The organism is Spiribacter halobius (genome assembly GCF_020883455.1).
Taxonomy (GTDB): Bacteria; Pseudomonadota; Gammaproteobacteria; order Nitrococcales; family Nitrococcaceae; genus Sediminicurvatus; species Sediminicurvatus halobius.
The window spans coordinates 1-18,363 of the sequence record NZ_CP086615.1 but is presented as its reverse complement, the minus strand read 5'-3'; the positions used below and the strand labels follow the sequence as shown (position 1 = coordinate 18,363).

14 protein-coding genes are annotated in these 18,363 nt (G+C 69.1%); 5 read left to right on the top strand and 9 right to left on the bottom strand.

Going from position 1 to position 18,363, the window contains the following annotated elements; genetic code table 11:
- The first annotated feature begins 4 nt into the window (after nt 1-4).
- Nucleotides 5-1,234: a heme biosynthesis protein HemY gene (locus LMH63_RS00070; RefSeq protein ID WP_109678337.1), complete on the top strand. Its 1,230-nt coding sequence runs from the start codon at nt 5-7 to the stop codon at nt 1,232-1,234.
- Between the two features lie 23 nt (nt 1,235-1,257).
- Here the strand turns inward: LMH63_RS00070 and ntrC are convergent, their stop codons facing one another.
- The 5 genes from ntrC to LMH63_RS00045 all read right to left on the bottom strand — a co-directional run bounded on the left by ntrC (nt 1,258) and on the right by LMH63_RS00045 (nt 7,121).
- Complete coding sequence (gene ntrC / locus LMH63_RS00065) at nt 1,258-2,655, bottom strand: nitrogen regulation protein NR(I) (RefSeq protein ID WP_109678335.1); 1,398 nt, start codon at nt 2,653-2,655, stop codon at nt 1,258-1,260.
- Nucleotides 2,642-3,706 (bottom strand): nitrogen regulation protein NR(II), encoded by a 1,065-nt coding sequence (gene glnL, locus LMH63_RS00060; protein WP_109678333.1) that lies wholly within the window; start codon nt 3,704-3,706, stop codon nt 2,642-2,644. The genes ntrC and glnL overlap by 14 nt, the downstream gene beginning before the upstream one ends.
- 244 nt (nt 3,707-3,950) lie before the next feature.
- Nucleotides 3,951-4,502 carry a DUF4124 domain-containing protein gene (locus tag LMH63_RS00055; RefSeq protein WP_229332813.1) on the bottom strand — a complete coding sequence of 184 codons (552 nt, stop codon included), beginning with the start codon at nt 4,500-4,502 and terminating at the stop codon, nt 3,951-3,953.
- Between the two features lie 212 nt (nt 4,503-4,714).
- Nucleotides 4,715-6,130 (bottom strand): glutamate--ammonia ligase, encoded by a 1,416-nt coding sequence (gene glnA, locus LMH63_RS00050; protein ID WP_109678329.1) that lies wholly within the window; start codon nt 6,128-6,130, stop codon nt 4,715-4,717.
- Nucleotides 6,131-6,551: 421 nt separating this feature from the next.
- On the bottom strand, nt 6,552-7,121 hold the full coding sequence (locus tag LMH63_RS00045; protein WP_109678327.1) for a hypothetical protein: 570 nt from the start codon (nt 7,119-7,121) through the stop codon (nt 6,552-6,554).
- Between the two features lie 184 nt (nt 7,122-7,305).
- Here LMH63_RS00045 and glyQ point away from each other — a divergent pair, with 184 nt between their 5' ends.
- The 4 genes from glyQ to LMH63_RS00025 are packed head-to-tail and all read left to right on the top strand — an operon-like array spanning nt 7,306 to nt 11,629.
- Complete coding sequence (gene glyQ / locus LMH63_RS00040) at nt 7,306-8,202, top strand: glycine--tRNA ligase subunit alpha (protein ID WP_109678325.1); 897 nt, start codon at nt 7,306-7,308, stop codon at nt 8,200-8,202.
- The gene (glyS, locus tag LMH63_RS00035; RefSeq protein ID WP_109678323.1) at nt 8,199-10,295 is read left to right on the top strand and encodes a glycine--tRNA ligase subunit beta; all 2,097 of its coding nucleotides are present in this window, start codon (nt 8,199-8,201) and stop codon (nt 10,293-10,295) included. The genes glyQ and glyS overlap by 4 nt, the downstream gene beginning before the upstream one ends.
- A 4-nt stretch (nt 10,296-10,299) precedes the next feature.
- Entirely contained in the window at nt 10,300-10,866 is a 567-nt protein-coding gene (gmhB, locus tag LMH63_RS00030; RefSeq protein ID WP_229332673.1) for a D-glycero-beta-D-manno-heptose 1,7-bisphosphate 7-phosphatase, read from the top strand.
- Entirely contained in the window at nt 10,856-11,629 is a 774-nt protein-coding gene (locus LMH63_RS00025; RefSeq protein ID WP_109678319.1) for a lysophospholipid acyltransferase family protein, read from the top strand. Before gmhB ends, LMH63_RS00025 begins: the two co-directional genes overlap by 11 nt.
- Before the next feature lie 191 nt (nt 11,630-11,820).
- Here LMH63_RS00025 and gyrB read toward each other — a convergent pair whose 3' ends face one another.
- The 4 genes from gyrB to dnaA all read right to left on the bottom strand — a co-directional run bounded on the left by gyrB (nt 11,821) and on the right by dnaA (nt 18,363).
- On the bottom strand, nt 11,821-14,241 hold the full coding sequence (gene gyrB, locus LMH63_RS00020) for a DNA topoisomerase (ATP-hydrolyzing) subunit B (RefSeq protein ID WP_109678317.1): 2,421 nt from the start codon (nt 14,239-14,241) through the stop codon (nt 11,821-11,823).
- Between the two features lie 200 nt (nt 14,242-14,441).
- On the bottom strand, nt 14,442-15,512 hold the full coding sequence (gene recF / locus LMH63_RS00015) for a DNA replication/repair protein RecF (protein ID WP_109678315.1): 1,071 nt from the start codon (nt 15,510-15,512) through the stop codon (nt 14,442-14,444).
- A 183-nt stretch (nt 15,513-15,695) separates the two neighbouring features.
- On the bottom strand, nt 15,696-16,796 hold the full coding sequence (dnaN, locus tag LMH63_RS00010) for a DNA polymerase III subunit beta (protein WP_109678313.1): 1,101 nt from the start codon (nt 16,794-16,796) through the stop codon (nt 15,696-15,698).
- A 223-nt stretch (nt 16,797-17,019) separates the two neighbouring features.
- Nucleotides 17,020-18,363 (bottom strand): chromosomal replication initiator protein DnaA, encoded by a 1,344-nt coding sequence (gene dnaA, locus LMH63_RS00005; RefSeq protein WP_229332672.1) that lies wholly within the window; start codon nt 18,361-18,363, stop codon nt 17,020-17,022.

The following is an 18,363-nucleotide window of genomic DNA, read 5'->3' as shown; positions in this document are numbered from 1 at the left end:
CACGATGCGGAAGCTCTTTCTCGCCCTGCTCCTGCTCCTGGCCAGTGTCGCGGCCGCCCTCTGGTTCCGTGGCCAGGACGGCTTCCTGATCCTGCGCATCGGCGAGCTGGCGATTCAGACCAGCCTGTTCGTCGCCGTGGGTGCGGTGGTCGCGGCCTGGATCGCGCTGACGCTCGCCGTCGGCCTGGTGCGCCGGCTCTGGCGCACGCCGCGCGGGGTGCGCCGTGCCTGGCGTGAGCGGCGTAGCCAGCGCGCCCTCCGCCGCCTCAACAGCGGCCTGCTGCAGCTCGCCGAGGGCCGCTACAAGGAGGCCGAGCGTACCCTGGCGCCAGCGGCGCAGGACTCGGACCTGCCGCTGTTTCACTACCTCCTGGCCGCCATTGCCGCCCAGCGCGAGGGCGACTGGGTCCTGCGCGACCGCTACCTGGCGGAGGCGGACCAGGCCGACAGCCGTGCCCGCCTGGCCGTGGGCCTGCTGCAGGCGCAGCTGCAGGTGGAGGCCGAGCAGTGGGAGCAGGCCCTGGCCACGCTGGCCTGGGCCCGGGAACGCGCCCCCGGCAACCGTCGTGCGCTGGCGCTGTTCGCCCGCTGCCTGCAGGCGGTGCGGGATCACCAGCGCCTCGGCGAGCTGCTGCCGGAGCTGCGCCGCCAGCGCGCCCTGCCCGACGCCGAGCTGAACACCCTGGAGCAGGAGCAGTTCGAGGGCCGCCTGCGGTCCTTCGGCCCGGAAGTGGGGGCGGACGAGATCACTCAGGTCTGGGACGAGCTGCCCCGCGCGCGCCAGCGCGATCCGGCCCTGCGCGCCGCCTATGCGCGGGCGCTGATGCGCGCCGACTGCCACGCCACCGCCGAGCAGCTCCTGCGCGGCTGGCTGCGGGAGAGCTGGGACGAGCGACTGGTGGCGGCCTACGGCGAGCTCGCGGTAGACCCGCCGGAGCGGGCGTTCGAGCAGATCGAGGGCTGGCTGAATCAGCATCCGGAGGACCCGGCGCTGCTCTTCGCCGCCGCCCGTCAGGCCGCCCGCTGCGAGCTCTGGGGCCGGGCGCGCAGCTACCTCGAGGCGGCCGCCTCGCGCACGGGTCATGCGGAGGTCCATCGCATGCTGGCCGAGCTCTACGAGCGCCTCGGCGAGACCGAACGGGCGCGCCGTGCCTACCGCCGGGCCATCGGCCTCGACCCCGGACGCAACAGCCTGCCGCCCATCGAGCTGCCGGCAGACCTCAGTCAGGCCTGACGACAGCACCCCGCGAGGGTGGGCTAGAGATCCATGCGCAGATCCTTGATCTTGCGCGTCAGGGTGTTGCGCCCCCAGCCGAGCAGCCGCGCCGCGTCCTGGCGCCGGCCGCCGGTGCGGCGCAGGGCCGCCTCGATAAGGATGCGCTCGAGACGGGTCTGCGCCTCGCCCAGGGCGCCGGCGCTGAGGTCCGCCGCCTGCTGATCGGCCCAGCGCGAGAGTGCGCTTTCCCAGTCCACCGGGGCCTCGCCGCCCGTGCTCGGCGTGGCGAGCTCCGGAGGCAGATCCTCCATCTGCACCTCACGCCCGCTTGCCATCACCGTAAGCCAGCGGCAGGTGTTCTCCAGCTCGCGCACGTTGCCCTGCCAGGGCAGCTGCTGGAAGTAGCGCTCAACCGCCGGGGTCAGCTTCTTCGGCTCGACGTTGAGCTCACGCGCGGCCCGGCGCAGAAAATGATCCGCCAGCGCCGGCACGTCGGCCGCCCGCTCCCGCAGGGCCGGCACGTGAATGCGGATGACGTTGAGCCGGTGGAACAGGTCCTCGCGGAAGCGGCCGTCCTCCACCAGGCGTTCCAGGTTCTGGTGCGTCGCGGCGATGATGCGCACATCCACCCGCATCGGTGTATGGGCGCCCACGCGGTAGAACTCGCCGTCCGCGAGCACCCGCAGCAGGCGGGTCTGCAGCTCCGCCGGCATGTCCCCGATCTCGTCCAGGAACAGCGTGCCGCCGTCGGCCTGCTCGAAACGCCCGCGCCGGACCTGGTGGGCGCCGGTGAAGGCCCCTTTCTCGTGGCCGAAGAGCTCGGACTCCATCAGGTCCCGCGGGATCGCCGCCATGTTGAGGGCGATGAACGGATGATCCGAGCGCGGGCTGTGCCGGTGCAGGGCCCGGGCCACCAGCTCCTTGCCGGTACCGGACTCGCCGTTGATGAGCACGGTGATGTTGGAGCGCGACAGCCGGCCGATGGCACGAAATACCTCCTGCATCGCCGGCGCCTCGCCGATGATCTCCGGCAGGTTCTCGCGGTCCGCCCGCGGCGGCGCGCTGGCCCGGGCTGCGGCAGCGGCCCGCCGCACCAGGTCCACCGCCTCCTCGACGTCGAAAGGCTTCGGCAGGTACTCGAAAGCACCGCCCTCGTAGGCGGAGACCGCGGCATCCAGGTCCGAGTGGGCGGTGATGACGATCACCGGCAGATCGGGCATCTGCTCGTGCAGCCGCTGCATGAGCGTGAGGCCGTCCAGACGGGGCATACGGATGTCGGTGATGAGCACGTCCGGGCGCTCGCGCTCGAACGCGGTCAACGCCTCGTCGCCGGTCTCGAACGGCACCGCATGCATGCCGTCCCGCTCCAGCGCCTTCTTCAGCACCCAGCGGATGGAGCGGTCGTCGTCGACGATCCAGACGCGTTCAGCCTCCGACATCAGGGTCCTCCATGGGCAGCCAGACGGTGAATACCGTGCAGCCCGGCTCGCTGCTGCACTCGATCAGGCCGCCATGCTGGTTGACCAGGGTCTGGGCGATGGGCAGGCCGATGCCGCTGCCCTCCGGGCGGCCCGTCACCATCGGGTAGAAGATGCGGTCCAGCAGCTCCGGGGCGATGCCCGGGCCGTCGTCGATGACGTCGATCCGCGCCACCAGGCGATGCTGCACCTCGCCGATGGTGAAGCGCCGCTGGGTACGGGTCTGCAGGCGGATGCGCCCGGCGTCACCCACCGCCTGCAGGGCGTTGCGCACCAGGTTGAGCACCGCCTGGATGAGCTGGTCCGGCGCCGCCGGCAGGGGTGGGATGCTGGGGTCGTAGTCGCGCTGAATCTCCACCCCCGCCGGGGCCTCCGCCTCGGCGAGGTGGCGCACCCGCTCCAGCACCTCGTGGATGTTCGTCGGCCGCTTCTCCGGCCGGGCGTCCGGCCCCAGCAGGCCGTTCACCAGCGCCCGCAGGCGGTCGGCCTCGCTGATGATGATCTGCGTGTACTCGCGCTGCTCGGCGTCGCCGAGCTCGCTCTCGAGCAGCTGGGCGGCGCCGCGCAGCCCGCCCAGCGGGTTCTTGATCTCGTGGGCGAGGCCGCGGATGAGCTGGCGGATGGCCTGGTTCTGTGCGATGAGGCGGTTCTCGCGGGAGATGCGCAGATGCCGGTCCAGCTGCTCGAGCTCCAGCAGCAGGCGGTCATCCGCCAGCGGGGTGATGGCGCAGTCCACGGTCACCGTCCTTTCACTGGCCACGGCCAGGCGCACCTCGCGCTCGGTATAGCTCGCCCCGCGGGCCACCGCCTGGGCGATGGCCGGCTCCAGCGCGGCGAATCCCGGCAGCAGCCGCGGCAGCACCGCCCCGGTCGCCTGACGTGCACTCAAATGGAGCAGCGTCTCGGCGGCGGGGTTGAGGAACAGCACCGTGCGCCCTGCATCGAGCAGGACCACCGCCCGCGTCAGGTGCTCGAGGATGTCGCCGTTGGGGGCTCGGGTTCTGGCGTTCATGTCTGCACCGGAAAGCAGCAAGAAGCGCGCCAGTGGGCACGGCGTTGGCGCGATGGTGCCAGCCCGCATCGCTCAGCGATTCGCGGCCGCGGGCGCGGATCCGGGGGCGAGAGCCGGCGTTGCCCTCGGCCCATCACCGCCCATGCCGTCGTCAGACCGGCGATGGGCCGCCGTCGGGATGGCGCCAGTATAGGGCGCGCGCCCGACCTAATGCACCAGAATAGTGCAGACCCTCTGGCTGGTCTCAGTTGCCCTGCCGGCTTGGCAGATTCACGGAGGGCCGGTGCAGGTAGAAGGTCACCGTTTCGGTGCGTGCGCGCACACGACCGCTGGCATCCGTGACCTCGGCCGCGAGGGTGTGGGGCCCGCGGTCCAGCGGGCCGAGGGTGGCCTGCAGGCTTCGTGACGGCGAGACGTCCGCCGGTGAGCCGTCGAGGAGCAGGCGAATACGGTGCCCCTGACGCAGGGCCGGCTCCAGCGACAGCGAGACCGGCACCTCGCCTGGCGCGCTCTGGATGGTCTGCTCCTCGGTGGGGCTGGCGATGGCGAAGCGCTCGTAGCCCGCGGCCTCGTCGCGGTCATCGTCTTCCTGCCCGCCGTTGGCGGCGCTGGCGCGGGAAGACTGAGGCCGGGGGAGGCGGACGGTGGCGGGCTCCTGCACCTCGATGCGCTCGGCCCCGTCGCGGGGCTCGTCGCTGAAATGCACCACGCCGTCCTCGTCCACCCAGCGGTAGACGTCCGCCAGCGCGGGCGCTGGACTCAGGGCCAGGGCGATCCCCATCAGGCAGACACGCATCGCGTTCACGGCGGGCTCCTCCGGACGGCTTGCGCCACTGTAGCGCCCGCCGCGGGAGCCGCCAATGCCGCTGGCGGAGGGGTTCGATCCGGCCGTCGGCGGGAGGCCGCCGCCAGGCCATGGCTGTAGGTCGTGCGCGGTGGTGTCCACCCCGGGCCGGAAACAGCAAGCCCCCGCAGGGCGGGGGCTTTAGTGCAGAGAGCTGAGGTCGCTCAGACGCTGTAGTAGAGGTCGAATTCCACCGGGTGAGTGGTCATGCGCAGGCGCTGGACCTCCTCGCGCTTGAGCTCCAGGTAGCCATCGATGGCGTCGTCGCTGAAGACGCCGCCGGCCTTGAGGAACTCGCGGTCCTGGTCCAGGGCATCCAGCGCCTCCTCCAGCGAGAAGGCCACCTTCGGGATCTCGGCCTCCTCCTCGGGGGGCAGGTCGTAGAGGTCCTTGTCCATGGCCTCGCCCGGATGGATCTTGTTCTGGATCCCGTCCAGGCCCGCCATCAGCATGGCCGCGAAGCAGAGATAGGGGTTCGCGGTGCTGTCCGGGAAGCGGATCTCGATGCGCCGCGCCTTCGGGTTCGAGATCCAGGGAATGCGCACGGAAGCCGAGCGGTTGCGGGCCGAGTAGGCCAGCAGCACCGGCGCCTCGAAGCCCGGCACCAGGCGCTTGTAGCTGTTGGTGGAGGCATTGGCGAAGGCGTTGATGGCACGGGCGTGCTTGATGATGCCGCCGATGTAGAACAGCGCCGTCTCCGAGAGGCCGCCGTACTGGTCACCGGCGAAGAGCATGTCGCCCGTCTTGCCGATGGACTGATGCACGTGCATGCCGCTGCCGTTGTCCCCGACCAGGGGCTTCGGCATGAAGGTGGCGGTCTTGCCGAAGGCGGCAGCGACGTTGTGCACCACGTACTTGAGCGTCTGCACCTCGTCGCACTTCTTCACCAGGGTGTTGAAGGCGACGCCGATCTCGCACTGGCCGGCGGTGGCGACCTCGTGATGGTGCACCTCGGTCGTCAGGCCCATCTCGGTGAGGGCCTCACACATGGCCGAGCGCATGTCGTGGAGGCTGTCCACCGGCGGCACCGGGAAGTAGCCGCCCTTCACACCCGGACGATGACCCATGTTGCCGTCGGGATAGACGCGCTCGGAGTTCCAGTCCGCCTCCTCGGCATCCACCTTGTAGAAGCTGCCGCTCATGTCGGCGCCCCAGCGGACGTCGTCGAACACGAAGAACTCGTTCTCCGGACCGAAATAGGCCACGTCGCCGATGCCGGTGGACTGCAGGTAGGCCTCGGCGCGGCGCGCGATGGAGCGCGGGTCGCGCTCGTAGCCCTGCATGGTGTTCGGCTCGATGATGTCGCAGACCAGGTTCACGGTCGCATCATCGAAGAAGGGATCGAGCACGGCGCTGTCCGGGTCGGGCAGGAGGATCATGTCCGACTCGTTGATGCCCTTCCAGCCGGCGATCGAGGAGCCGTCGAACATCTTGCCGTCGGCGAACATGTCCGCGTCGACCGAATGGGCGGGCACGGTGACGTGCTGCTGCTTGCCCTTGGTATCCGTGAATCGCAGATCAACGAACTTCACGTCGTTGTCTGCGATCAGCTTGAGAACATCATCGGCTGTCTTTGCCATCGGTCGACCTCCAGTGAGAATGCGGTTCGGAAAAGCGCCCCTGTAAGAAGCAGATTCCATGCCAGGAAGGCGCGAATCGGGCATCGGCGGGCTATTGTGGTGCGTCGCGACCGCCAGTCGGTCGCGAGCGCGCCCTGAATTGGTGCAAATACGCGAGCAGTTGCACCAGAATAGGGCAGACACTCTGCGCCTGACCCCGGGACTGTAGCACCGATGCACGAGGTCGCCGCCAGCCCGCTCCGGGGCGCCGGCATTGCGGGCCTGTCTGGCAGGGCCCCTGGTCGGAGCGTTCTGCGAGCGCGAGAGCGCGCGAGGCGCGGCACCGTACGCCGCTGCGCGGCGTTTTGCGGTCGGCGACCGCTCCCGGACAGGCCCGCTGAGACCTGACGATACGTCCGAAACGATTGGTAACGCCCGCCGGTCAGTGCCGGCGGTCGCTGCCGGCAACCAGCGTCGCCCGGGTCACCCGCCGCAGGCGCCGCCGCGCCTCGCCGCTGCCGGTGGCGATGGCCTGATCCGCCGCCTCCAGGGCGTCCACCAGATGGCTCTCGTCGGCCTCTCGGGCAGCCTGCAGGGTATCCGCCAGGGCGACGAAGCCGGCGGCGAGTGCGGCGAGCAGGTCGCTGGCGCTGCCGGCATTGAGCTCGGCCGCCCCGTCGTAAGCGCTGCGGCCAAGGTCGACGAAGTACCCGGGGCCGACCCGGCGCCGCCGGGCCTGCTCCGGGAACAGGCCGGCGAGCAGCAGGCAGCGGTCACCGACCGTCTGCAGGCCCTGTGCGCGCAGCCGCCACGAGGGCTCGTTCAGGGTCTCGAGAAACTCCAGCGCCAGCACGGCGCGGACCAGCTCGGGACAGCGCAGGTAGCGCATGAGCAGGAACACCAGGTAGCTCTCGCGCTCCTCGTCGAGTTCAACGTCGGCCCGCGCGGCCGCCTCGGTGACCAGCCGATGCCAGCTCGCCATGGCCGTCGGCTCGAGTATCAGTGGCGCCATTGAAGGTCTCCTTGCACCCGTCACCCTCCCCTTCTATATAGGCCAGCCGGGCGGGGACAGTGAACCCCGTCGCGCTTCCCTTACATGGCCGGACAGGGGCGGGCTATACTGCGCGGTCCCCCGCCGGGCGCGGCGCGCCGGGCGGACGCAGGCTCCACGCCAACCGGGATCCAGCGGAGAGACGATGACCTTTCAGGAGCTCATTCTCGCCCTGCAGCGCTACTGGGCGGAGCGCGGCTGCGTCGTCATGCAGCCGCTCGACATGGAGGTAGGCGCCGGCACCTTCCATCCGGCGACCTTCCTGCGGGCGGTGGGCCCGGAGCCGTGGCATGCGGCCTACGTTCAGCCCTCGCGGCGCCCCACCGACGGTCGCTACGGCGAGAACCCCAACCGGCTGCAGCACTACTACCAGTTCCAGGTCGTGCTGAAGCCCTCGCCGGCGGACTTCCAGGAGCAGTATCTCGGCTCCCTGGAGGCCCTCGGCATCGACCCGCTGGTGCACGACATCCGCTTCGTGGAGGACAACTGGGAGTCACCCACCCTCGGCGCCTGGGGGCTCGGCTGGGAGGTCTGGCTGAACGGCATGGAGATCACCCAGTTCACCTACTTCCAGCAGGTGGGCGGGCTGGACTGCCGACCGGTGATGGGCGAGATCACCTACGGCCTGGAGCGCATCGCCATGTATCTGCAGGATGTGGAGAGCGTCTACGACCTGATCTGGGCCCGGGGCCCGTCGGGGACCGTGACCTACGGTGACGTCTACCTGCAGAACGAGCGCGAGCAGTCGCGATACAACTTCGAGCAGGCGGACGTGGACAGCCTGTTCCGCTGGTTCGATACCTGCGAGCGCGAGTCCCGGCGCCTGGTGGAGGCGGGCCTGCCGCTGCCCGCCTACGAGCAGGCGCTGAAGGCCTCCCACACGTTCAACCTCCTCGACGCCCGTCACGCCATCTCCGTGACCGAGCGGCAGGGCTACATCCTGCGCGTGCGCACCCTCGCCCGGGGCGTCGCCCAGGCGTACTACGACAGCCGCGAGGCCCTTGGATTTCCGCTCTGCCCCCGGCAGCAGGGGGCGGCATGAGCGCGGGGCAGGCCGCACTGCTGTTCGAGCTCGGTACCGAGGAGCTGCCGCCGGGGGCGCTGACCACCCTGCGCGATGCACTGCAGGCGGAGGTGACCGCGGGCCTGGCCCGGGCCGAGGTCGGCCACGGCGCCGTGCGGGCCTTTGCCGCCCCCAGGCGGCTCGCGCTGCAGCTCGATGCCGTCGCGCTGCGCCAGCCGGATCGGCCGTTCGAGCGGCGCGGGCCGGCGCTGAACGTCGCCTTCGACGAGGCCGGGCAGCCCACCCGTGCGGCCGAGGGCTTCGCCCGCTCCTGCGGCGTTGCGGTGCCGGCGCTGGAGCGGCTGGAGACGGAGCAGGGGGCCTGGCTCGTCCATCGCGGCGTAGAGCCCGGCCAGCCCACCGCGGCGCTGCTGCCCGGCATTATCGAACAGGCGCTGGCCCGGCTGCCGATCCCGAAGCGCATGCGCTGGGGCGATCGTGATGCGGAGTTCGTCCGCCCAGTGCATTGGCTGGTGCTGCTGCTGGGCGACGAGGTCGTCCCGGCCGAGGTGCTCGGAGTCAACAGCGGCCGGCGTAGCCGCGGCCACCGCTTCCATCACCCGCAGCCCCTGGAGATCCCGCGCCCGGAGGCCTACGAGGCGACCCTGCGCGACCCCGGTCACGTCGTTGCCGACTTCGACACCCGCCGCGCGCTGATCGCTGAAGGGGTCAGGGCCGAGGGCGAGCGCATCGGCGGGCACGCGGTGATGGAGGAGACGCTGCTCGACGAGGTCACGGCCCTGGTGGAGTGGCCCGTCGTGCTCTCCGGCAGCTTCGACGAGGACTTCCTGCGGGTGCCGCCGGAGGCGCTCATCTCCAGCATGCAGGGGCACCAGCGCTACTTCCCGGTGCGCGACGCCGAGGGCCGGCTCCTGCCGCGCTTCATCGCGGTCGCGAATATCGACAGCCGCGATCCGCAGCAGATCGTGCGCGGCAACGAGCGCGTCATCCGCCCGCGGCTCGCTGACGCCGCGTTTTTCTGGGATCAGGACCGGCGCCGTCCCCTGGCCGACCGGCTCGAGGGTCTGCGGGAGGTGGTGTTCCAGAAGCGCCTTGGCAGCCTCTACGACAAGAGTGCGCGCGTGGCGGAGCTGGCCGCGGCCTTTGCCAGCGATTTCGGTGCCGATCCGGAGCAGGCCCGGCGCGCCGGCCTGCTCGCCCGGGCCGATCTGCTCACCGAGATGGTGGGGGAGTTCCCCGAGCTGCAGGGCGTCATGGGCCGGTACTATGCCGAGCACGATGGCGAGCCCGATCCGGTGGCCCGGGCTCTGGACGAGATATACCAGCCGCGTTTCTCCGGTGACGCCATCGCGCCGAGCCGGCTTGGGCAGCTGCTCGCGGTGGCGGAGCGGGCGGATACCCTGGCCGGGATCTTCGCCATCGGCAAGGCGCCGAGCGGCGCCAAGGATCCGTTCGCGCTACGTCGCGCCGCCCTTGGGCTGCTGCGGACGCTGATCGAGGGCGGCCACGAGATCGACCTCGGGGCGCTGTTTGCTACCGCCGCCGAGCGCCAGCCGGCCGGGGTCGACGCCGGCGCGCAGGTCACGCCGCTGGTCACTTTCTGCCTGGAGCGGCTGCGCGCCTTCTACCACGAGCAGGGTTACCCCGTGGAGCTCTTCGAGGCCGTTCGCTCGGTGCTGGCGCCGCCGCAGGTGGTGCCGCTGGACGTCGAGCGGCGGCTGCGAGCCTGCCGCGAGTTCGCGTCGCTGCCGGAGTCGGGGAGCCTGGCGGCAGCCAACAAGCGCATCCGCAATATCCTGCGCAGGGCCGAAGGGGAGATCCCCGACGGTGCGGTGGACCCGGCAGCGCTCAGGGAACCGCCGGAGCGGGCGCTGCACGAGGCCATCGAGGAGCGGGCCGGCAGCGTGGAGGCCGCCATCGCCGGCGGTGACTACAGTGCCGCGCTGCGCCGGCTGGCGGAGCTGCGCGACCCGGTGGACGCCTTCTTCGACGGCGTCATGGTCATGGCGGAGGATCCGGCCGTCCGCCGCAACCGGCTGGCCCTGCTGCAGCGCTTGGAGCGGCTGTTTCTCGCCATCGCCGATGTCTCCCGGCTGCCGGAGCACGCCTGAGGCCGTGCGCCGGCGCCCCGCGGTGGTGCTCCTGGACCGGGACGGCGTGATCAATGCCGACAGCCCGGAGCATATACGCAGCGCGGCCGACTGGCAGCCGCTTCCCGGCAGCCTTGCGGCCATCGCGCGCCTGCACGAGGCAGACATACCGGTGGCCGTGTGCACCAACCAGTCCGGCCTCGCCCGCGGGCTGTTCGGCCATGCCGACCTTGCGGCCATCCATCAGCGGATGGAAGGCGCGATAGACGAGGCCGGCGGTGCCCTGGCCGGTGTCTTCGTCTGCCCGCACGGGCCCGACGCGGGCTGCGATTGCCGCAAGCCCCGCCCGGGCCTGTTGCTGCGGGCGCTCGAGACTCTCGCCGTGCCACCGCACCAGGCTGCGTTCGTCGGTGACAGCGCCCGCGACGTTGCGGCCGCCGAGGCGGCGGGGGTGGAGCCGATACTGGTACGCACCGGCAATGGGCGTGAGACAGCGGCTGCCTGGCCGTGGCCCGTCGCCACCTTCGACGATCTCGGCATGGCCGTCGCGGCCCTGCTGGAACGACCCCGGGAGCACGATCATGGCGACTAGCGCCAGGGGCAGCCTTGCCCGCGGCCTGCTGTTCCAGACCGGCATGATGCTGTCCATCCTTGTCTGGGGTGTGGTCAGCCTGCTGCTGAGCTGGCCGCTGCCGTATCGCCGGCGCTACTGGCTGATCAGCCGCTGGTGTCCGTTCATGTGGTGGTGGCTGGAGCGGGTTGGCGGCGTCGGCTTCCGCGTGGAGGGTCTGGAGCACATCCCCGAGACGCCGGCGGTGGTGCTGAGCAAACACCAGAGCACCTGGGAAACGGTGAATCTGGTGCGCTGGTTCCATCCCCAGACCTGGGTGCTGAAGCGGGAGCTCATGTGGCTGCCGATCTTCGGCTGGGCGCTGGCCCTGCTGGAGCCCATCGCCATCGATCGGGCTGCGGGCCGGGACGCGATGCGCCAGGTGGTGGAGCAGGGACGCGCCCGTCTCCGGGCCGGCCGCTGGGTGGTGGTGTTCCCGGAAGGCACGCGGATCCCGGCGGGTCGGCGCGGGCGCTATCGGCTGGGAGGCGCGGTGCTGGCGTGCGAGGCGGGCGTGCCCGTGGTCCCGGTGGCGCACAACGCCGGCGAGCACTGGCCACGCCGCGGCCTGCGCCTACGGCCCGGCACGGTCAACGTCCGCATCGGACAGCCCATCCCCACCGCCGGCCGCGACGCCATGGACGTCCTCACCGAGGCCCAGCACTGGATCGAGCAGCAGATGCCGGAGCTGTCCCGCTTCGGGTACAGCGGCGAGCTCGTCGATCGTCACCGTGCTGCAGGGTGAGGCCGGGTTAAACACAACGACACAACGGACACAACGATTCACCACGGGTAACATTCTGATAATTAAGCCAATTGTGGCTGAATCAGTAAACCTTGCGCGTGGCCGGTTTACCTGTAGATCCCGTTCGACGTCGTGAATCGTTGTGTCCGTTGTGCCGTTGTGTTCAAAAAAAACGCTGAACGAGTCGCAGCCTAGACGTCCAGGTTGCTCACCGCCAGGGCGTTCTTTTCGATGAACTCGCGGCGGGGCTCGACGTGGTCGCCCATGAGCGTGGTGAAGATCTCGTCCGCGGCGACGATATCCTCGATGCGAACCTGCAGTAGCCGGCGGGTCTCCGGGTCCATGGTGGTCTCCCAGAGCTGGTCGGGATTCATCTCGCCGAGGCCCTTGTAGCGCTGTACCACCAGGCCGCGCTTGCCTTCCTCCATCAGCCAGCTGACGGCGTCCCGGAACTCGCTCACCGGCTGGCTTCGCTCGCCCCGGCGGATCGTCGCATCCTCCGCCAGCAACCCGTCGAGAGCCTCGGCGAGGTGGCGCAGGGTGTCGTACTCCCGGGAGAGGAAGAACTGTGCGGGGAAGGTGTACGGATAGAGGATGCCGTGCATGCGCTTGGTCAGCACCGCCTCCTGGAAACCGCCGTCAGGCCCGGTCTGTACCCGCACGCGGTACTCGGTGCCGGTGGGCAGGCCCTGGTTGATGCGCTCGCCGAGGGCCTCGAACCAGCGCTGGATGCGGGCGCCGTCCTGCAGGGCGTCCTCGTGCAGCGGGTCAAGGTCGACCATGGCGCGCAGGATGTGCGGATCCGTGCGCCGGGCGAGATGGTCGATCATCTCCATGGTGGTGAGGTACTGGCGGATGAGCTTCTCCAGCGCCTCAGGGCCAATGGCCGGCGCGCCGCCGCCGGGCTCGAGGCTCGCGCCGGAGAGCGAGAGCTGCAGCAGGTAGTTGGTTAGCTCACGCTCGTCCTTGACGTAGTGCTCCTGCTTGCCGCGCCGGACCTTGTAGAGCGGTGGCTGCGCGATGTAGACGTGGCCGCGCTCCACCAGCTCCGACATCTGCCGGTAGAAGAAGGTCAGCAGCAGGGTGCGGATATGGGAGCCGTCCACGTCCGCATCGGTCATGATGATGATGCGGTGGTAGCGCAACTTGTCCGGATCGAACTCCTCCTTGCCGATGCCGCAGCCGAGCGCGGTGATCAGCGTGCCGACCTCGGCGGAGGAGAGCATCTTGTCGAAGCGGGCCTTCTCCACGTTCAGGATCTTGCCCTTGAGCGGCAGGATCGCCTGGATCCGGCGGTCGCGCCCCTGCTTGGCAGAGCCACCGGCGGAATCGCCCTCCACCAGGTAGAGCTCCGAGAGGCTCGGGTCCTTTTCCTGGCAGTCGGCGAGCTTGCCGGGAAGGCCGGCCACATCCAGCGCGCCCTTGCGCCGCGTCATCTCCCGGGCGCGGCGCGCTGCCTCGCGGGCGCGGGAGGCATCCACCACCTTTTCGACGATGGCCTTGGCATCGTTGGGGTTCTCGTAGAGAAAGCTGTGCAGCGACTCCGAAAGAGTCGACTCCACCACGCCCTTCACTTCCGAGGAGACGAGCTTCTCCTTGGTCTGGGAGGAGAACTTCGGGTCCGGAACCTTCACCGAGACCACCGCGGTAAGACCTTCGCGGATGTCGTCACCCGTGGGGCTCACCTTGAGCTTCTTGCTGTAGCCCTCGGCATCCATGTACTGGTTCAGCGTACGCGTGAGCGCGGCGCGAAAGCCCGCCATGTGGCTGCCGCCATCGCGCTGGGGGATATTGTTGGTGAAGCAGAAGATCGCCTCCTGGTAGGAGTCGTTCCACTGCATCGCGACCTCGACGATGATCTCGTCGCGGGTGGTGCTGAGATAGAAGACGTTACGGTGGAGCGGCGTCTTGTTCTTGTTCAGATGCTCCACGAAGGCGCGGATCCCCCCCGCGTATTCGAAGGTGTCCTCCTTGTCCGAGCGCTCGTCCTTCAGCGAGATGCGCACACCGGGATTCAGGAACGACAGCTCGCGAAACCGCTTGGCGAGGATGTCGTAATTGAAGTCGATGTTGGTGAACACCTCGGCGCTCGGGTGGAAGGTGATGCGGGTGCCTTTCTGATCCGTCTCGCCCACCACCTTGAGCGGGGCCACGGGCTCGCCGCCCGCGTACTCCTGCATGTGCACCTTGCCGTGCTTGTTGATCACGAGGCGCAGGCGGTCCGAGAGGGCGTTGACCACGGAAACGCCCACACCGTGCAGCCCGCCGGAGACTTTGTACGAGTTATTGTCGAACTTCCCGCCGGCGTGCAGCACGGTCATGATGACCTCCGCCGCCGAGCGCCCCTCTTCGGGGTGGATGTCCACTGGAATGCCGCGACCGTTATCCGCGACGGTGACGGAGTTGTCGCCGTGGAGGATCACCTCGATCTCGCTGCAGTGGCCCGCCAGTGCCTCGTCGACGGAGTTGTCCGCGACCTCGAAGACCATGTGATGGAGGCCGGTGCCGTCATCGGTGTCTCCGATGTACATGCCCGGACGCTTGCGCACCGCATCCAGGCCACGGAGCACCTTGATCTGGGCGGAATCGTATTCGGTCGTCTGTGCGCTCATCGGCTCACCTATTGGCTGAACCGGGTGATTATACCTGATCCCCCGCCCCCGGACTGCAGGCGCAAATGCACGGTATCCCTTAGTGGCTTGCCCCGCCTCGCGCCCCGCACCGCGTGCCGGAAATCACCCGGTACGCCGCGGTCTCCTGGCCCCGCCTGGCTGAAGCTCGTTGCGGTCCGATAAACGGGTCACGGGGTCGGTCAGGCTTCGCGCCGGTAGATACCATGTTCCACGTGGAACACCCGCGCCTCGGGCAACGATGGCAGCGCGTCCCGTTCGATGCTGGTCACGAAGACCTGGGCCTGGGTACCGAAGAGGGCGTCCAGGACCCGCCGCCGATGCGCGCTGTCCAGCTCCGCCGGCAGATCATCCACCAGCACCAGGGGGCGCGCGCCGCCTGCGCTGAGCAGCCGGTCAACTTCCGCGAGCCGCAAGGCGATTACCGCGAGCTTCTGCTGCCCCCGCGAGAGTCGCCACGCCGCATCCACGCCCTCGGCCAGCAATCGCAGATCCGCTCGATGGGGACCGTAAAGCGTGTAGCCCTGCTGCAGCTCCCGCTCCCGCCCCGTGGCCAGCGCCTCGGCAAGGCCTTGCTCGCCGGACCAGCCGCGACGGTAGCGCCAGCCCATTGGCACGCCGCCCAGCCAGGCCGCCGCGCGCTCCTGGAAACTGCCGTTCAGTGTTTCCAGAAACCGCTGTCGGGCGCCATCCACCGCCTCACCTGCCGACGCCAGCTCCGGCTCCCAGGCCGCTGCGAGACGTGCGTCGCCGACCCGCAAAGCGGCATTCCGCTGGCGCAGCGCACGCTGGTAGCGACGCCAGTCGTCACGAAAGCGGTGTTCCACGTGGAACACGCCCCAATTGAGGAAGGAGCGACGCACCGGCGGCCCGTCCGTGAGCAGGCGCTGCGCCTCGGTGTTAATGACCTGCACCGGCAGCAGCCAGGCCGCCTCCGACAGAGCCCCTACATCCCCGCCATTCAGGCGCACCTGGACGCGATGCTCACGCCAGCCCACGCCCAGCCGATGCACGCTGCCGGCGACATCCACCTCGCCGCGAACCCAGAGACCGTCCGCCCGACCCCGCTGCACCAGCCGCGGCACCCGTGTCGTCGCAAAGCTGCGCGCCCGGGCGAGGAAATGGATTGCCTCCAGCAGGCTCGTCTTGCCCGCGGCGTTCGCGCCGTGGATAACGTTTACCCCGGGCGAAAACTCGACCGCGGTGGGCTCGAGATTACGGAACCCCTGAACCTCGAAGCGGATCAGCGCCACGGCTTAGCCCGCCTCTCCCACCGATTCGCGGCTGCGGGCGCGGATCTGGCAGGCAGGCCGGCGTTGCGCTCGGCCCGGGTGCTCGACGTACTGTCGAGTACGCCTGCGCGCCCGGACTCTCCCGCGCCTTGTCCTGCCCGCCATCTCCACGCCCTCGCCACGCGAATCGGTGAGAGAGGCGGGCTAGAGCCGCATGGGCATGACAACGTAGCGGCTGTCACTGCTCTCCGCGCCGAACACCAGGGCACTGCTGTTGGCATCGCGCACGTAGATATGCACCGACGGCTCGTCCACGGCCCCGAGGGCGTCCAGCATGTAGCTCGCGTTGAAGCCAATCTCTACCGGCTCACCGTCATACGTGGCCGCGACCTCTTCCTCCGCCTCCTCCTGTTCCGGATTGTTCGACTGAATGCGCAGCCGCTCCGACTCGAACAGGAAGCGCACACCGCGGTACTTCTCGTTGGAGAGGATCGAGGCGCGGACCAGCGCCTGCCGCAGGGCCTCCCGATCCACCTCGGCGTGCGGCCCCTCCTCGGCCGGTATCACACGCTGGTAGTCCGGAAAACGCCCGTCGATCAGCTTCGAGGTAAAGCGGAGCTCCGGCAGCTCGGCGCGGATGTGCCCGGCCCCGAGCGAGACGCTGACCGGGGTGTCCGAATGGTCGAGCAGGCGCAGCATCTCCTGCACGCCCTTGCGCGGCACGATCACCTGGGTCGGGTTCTCGAGCTCCAGCTCCGGAGCCAGCTCCGCCAGTGCCAGCCGATGCCCGTCCGTGGCCACCGCCCGAAGTCGACGCGGTTCCAGCTCCAGCAGCAGGCCGTTCAGATAGTAGCGGACGTCCTGCAGCGCCATGGAGAAGTGGGTCTTCTCTATCAGCCAGCGCAGCTGGGACTGGGGCAGCTGGACCTCGTCAGCGGCGCCGATCTCCGCCACCGTGGGGAAATCCCCGGCCGGGAGCGTCGCCAGGCTGAAGCGGCTGCGCGCCGCCCGCACCACTACCCGGTCCTGGTCCACCTGCATGCGGATGGTGCAGCCCTCGGGCAGATTTCGGACGATGTCCATGAGCTTGCGGGCCGGCAGGGTGATCTGCCCGGTCTCCGCCACTTCTACGGCTACCCGCGCCTGCAGCTCTACCTCCAGGTCGGTGGCGGTGAGGGCCAGGCCACTCTCATCGGCAACCAGCAGGAGGTTGGCGAGCACCGGCAGGGTCTGCCGGCGCTCCACCACGCCGATGACGGACTGAAGCGGTCGCAGCAGGGCTTCGCGCTCGATCTCGAACTGCATGACGGATCCCGGTCTCCCGATACTGTCTTAGATATCTCTTAATATTCTGGATACCTGCTGTTGCAGGCAGCCCCCTCAACGGTGGACAACCCTTCGATCCGCCCTCATCACGCGGCGTCCCTCGCATCAGGAAGCTGTGCATAGAACGCGCCTCTGGCAAGCAAAGCCTGGGTGCAACCTGTGGACGAAATCGACCCCTGCGGTTGTGCACCGGTTATCCACATCATGACGACAGGGTTCTCATCAGGTTGTTGTAGTCCTCGTCCACACGGGTGTCGCTCTCCCGCAATGCCACCACCTTGCGGCAGGCATGGAGGACGGTGGTGTGGTCACGCCCGCCGAAGGCATCGCCGATCTCCGGCAGGCTATGGCTCGTGAGTTCCTTGGCGAGGGCCATCGCCACCTGCCGCGGGCGGGTGATAGAGCGGCTGCGCCGCTTCGAGAGGAGATCCGCCACGCGGATCTTGTAGTATTCGGCTACCGTCTTCTGGATGTTCTCGATGGTGACGAGCTTGTCCTGCAGGGCGAGCAGGTCCCGCAGCGCGGCCTTGGTGAAGTCGACGGTAATGGGTGCCCCGGTGAACTGCGAGTTGGCGACGACCCGGCGCAACGCCCCCTCGAGCTCGCGAATGTTCGAGCGAATCCGCTTGGCGATGAAGAAGGCGACCTCGTTCGGCAGGTCTATGCCTTCCTGATTGGCCTTGCTCATGAGGATCGCGACCCGTGTCTCCAGCTCGGGGGGCTCGATGGCGATGGTCAGCCCCCACCCGAAGCGCGATTTCAGCCGCTCCTCGAGGCCCTGTACCTCCTTGGGGTAGCGGTCGCAGGTCATGACCACCTGCTGCTGGCCCTCGAGCAGCGCGTTGAAGGTATGGAAGAACTCCTCCTGGGAGCGCTCCTTGCGGGCGAAGAACTGGATATCGTCGATGAGCAGGGCGTCCACACCGCGATAGTGGCGCTTGAACTCGTTGATGGCGTTGTGCTGCAGCGCCTTGACCATGTCTGCGACGAAGCGCTCGGAGTGCAGGTAGAGCACCTGGGCCCGGGGCCGATTGCGCAGCAGGGCGTTGCCGATGGCATGCATCAGGTGGGTCTTGCCGAGGCCGACGCCACCGTAGATGAACAGCGGGTTGTAGGCGCCCCCCGGATTCTCCACCACCTGCATGCTCGCCGCCCGCGCGAGCTGGTTCGACTTGCCCTCGACGAACGTATCGAAGGTGAAATGGCTGTTCAGGCTGGACGCCGACGGCATGACGCTGCGGGCGGTTGCCTCGGCGTTTGCCGGGCGGGAGGAGGGCCGCCGCGGAGCCTCGGGCGGCGGCGCCTGGGTACCGATCTGCAGCGCAAGCCTCGGGGGCGCGTCGGGGCGCTGGCTTGCCAGAAGCTCCTCGATCCGGTGGGAGAAGTGCTCGCGCACCCAGTCCAGCACGAACCGGTTGGGTGCATAGAGGCGGAGCTGTTCGCCATCCTCCTGCGCCTGCAGCGGCCGGATCCAGGTATTCAGCTGCTGGTCCGGAATCTCCCGCTCCAGGCGGCGCAAACAGCCCTTCCATAGCGAATCGGCCAC

Coding starts and splice junctions, on each gene's coding strand:
- LMH63_RS00070 (WP_109678337.1), top strand. CDS start 5: ATGCGGAAGCTCTTTCTCGCCCTGCTCCTGCTCCTGGCCAGTGTCGCG.
- ntrC (WP_109678335.1), bottom strand. CDS start 2,655: ATGTCGGAGGCTGAACGCGTCTGGATCGTCGACGACGACCGCTCCATC.
- glnL (WP_109678333.1), bottom strand. CDS start 3,706: ATGAACGCCAGAACCCGAGCCCCCAACGGCGACATCCTCGAGCACCTG.
- LMH63_RS00055 (WP_229332813.1), bottom strand. CDS start 4,502: ATGCGTGTCTGCCTGATGGGGATCGCCCTGGCCCTGAGTCCAGCGCCC.
- glnA (WP_109678329.1), bottom strand. CDS start 6,130: ATGGCAAAGACAGCCGATGATGTTCTCAAGCTGATCGCAGACAACGAC.
- LMH63_RS00045 (WP_109678327.1), bottom strand. CDS start 7,121: ATGGCGCCACTGATACTCGAGCCGACGGCCATGGCGAGCTGGCATCGG.
- glyQ (WP_109678325.1), top strand. CDS start 7,306: ATGACCTTTCAGGAGCTCATTCTCGCCCTGCAGCGCTACTGGGCGGAG.
- glyS (WP_109678323.1), top strand. CDS start 8,199: ATGAGCGCGGGGCAGGCCGCACTGCTGTTCGAGCTCGGTACCGAGGAG.
- LMH63_RS00025 (WP_109678319.1), top strand. CDS start 10,856: ATGGCGACTAGCGCCAGGGGCAGCCTTGCCCGCGGCCTGCTGTTCCAG.
- gyrB (WP_109678317.1), bottom strand. CDS start 14,241: ATGAGCGCACAGACGACCGAATACGATTCCGCCCAGATCAAGGTGCTC.
- dnaN (WP_109678313.1), bottom strand. CDS start 16,796: ATGCAGTTCGAGATCGAGCGCGAAGCCCTGCTGCGACCGCTTCAGTCC.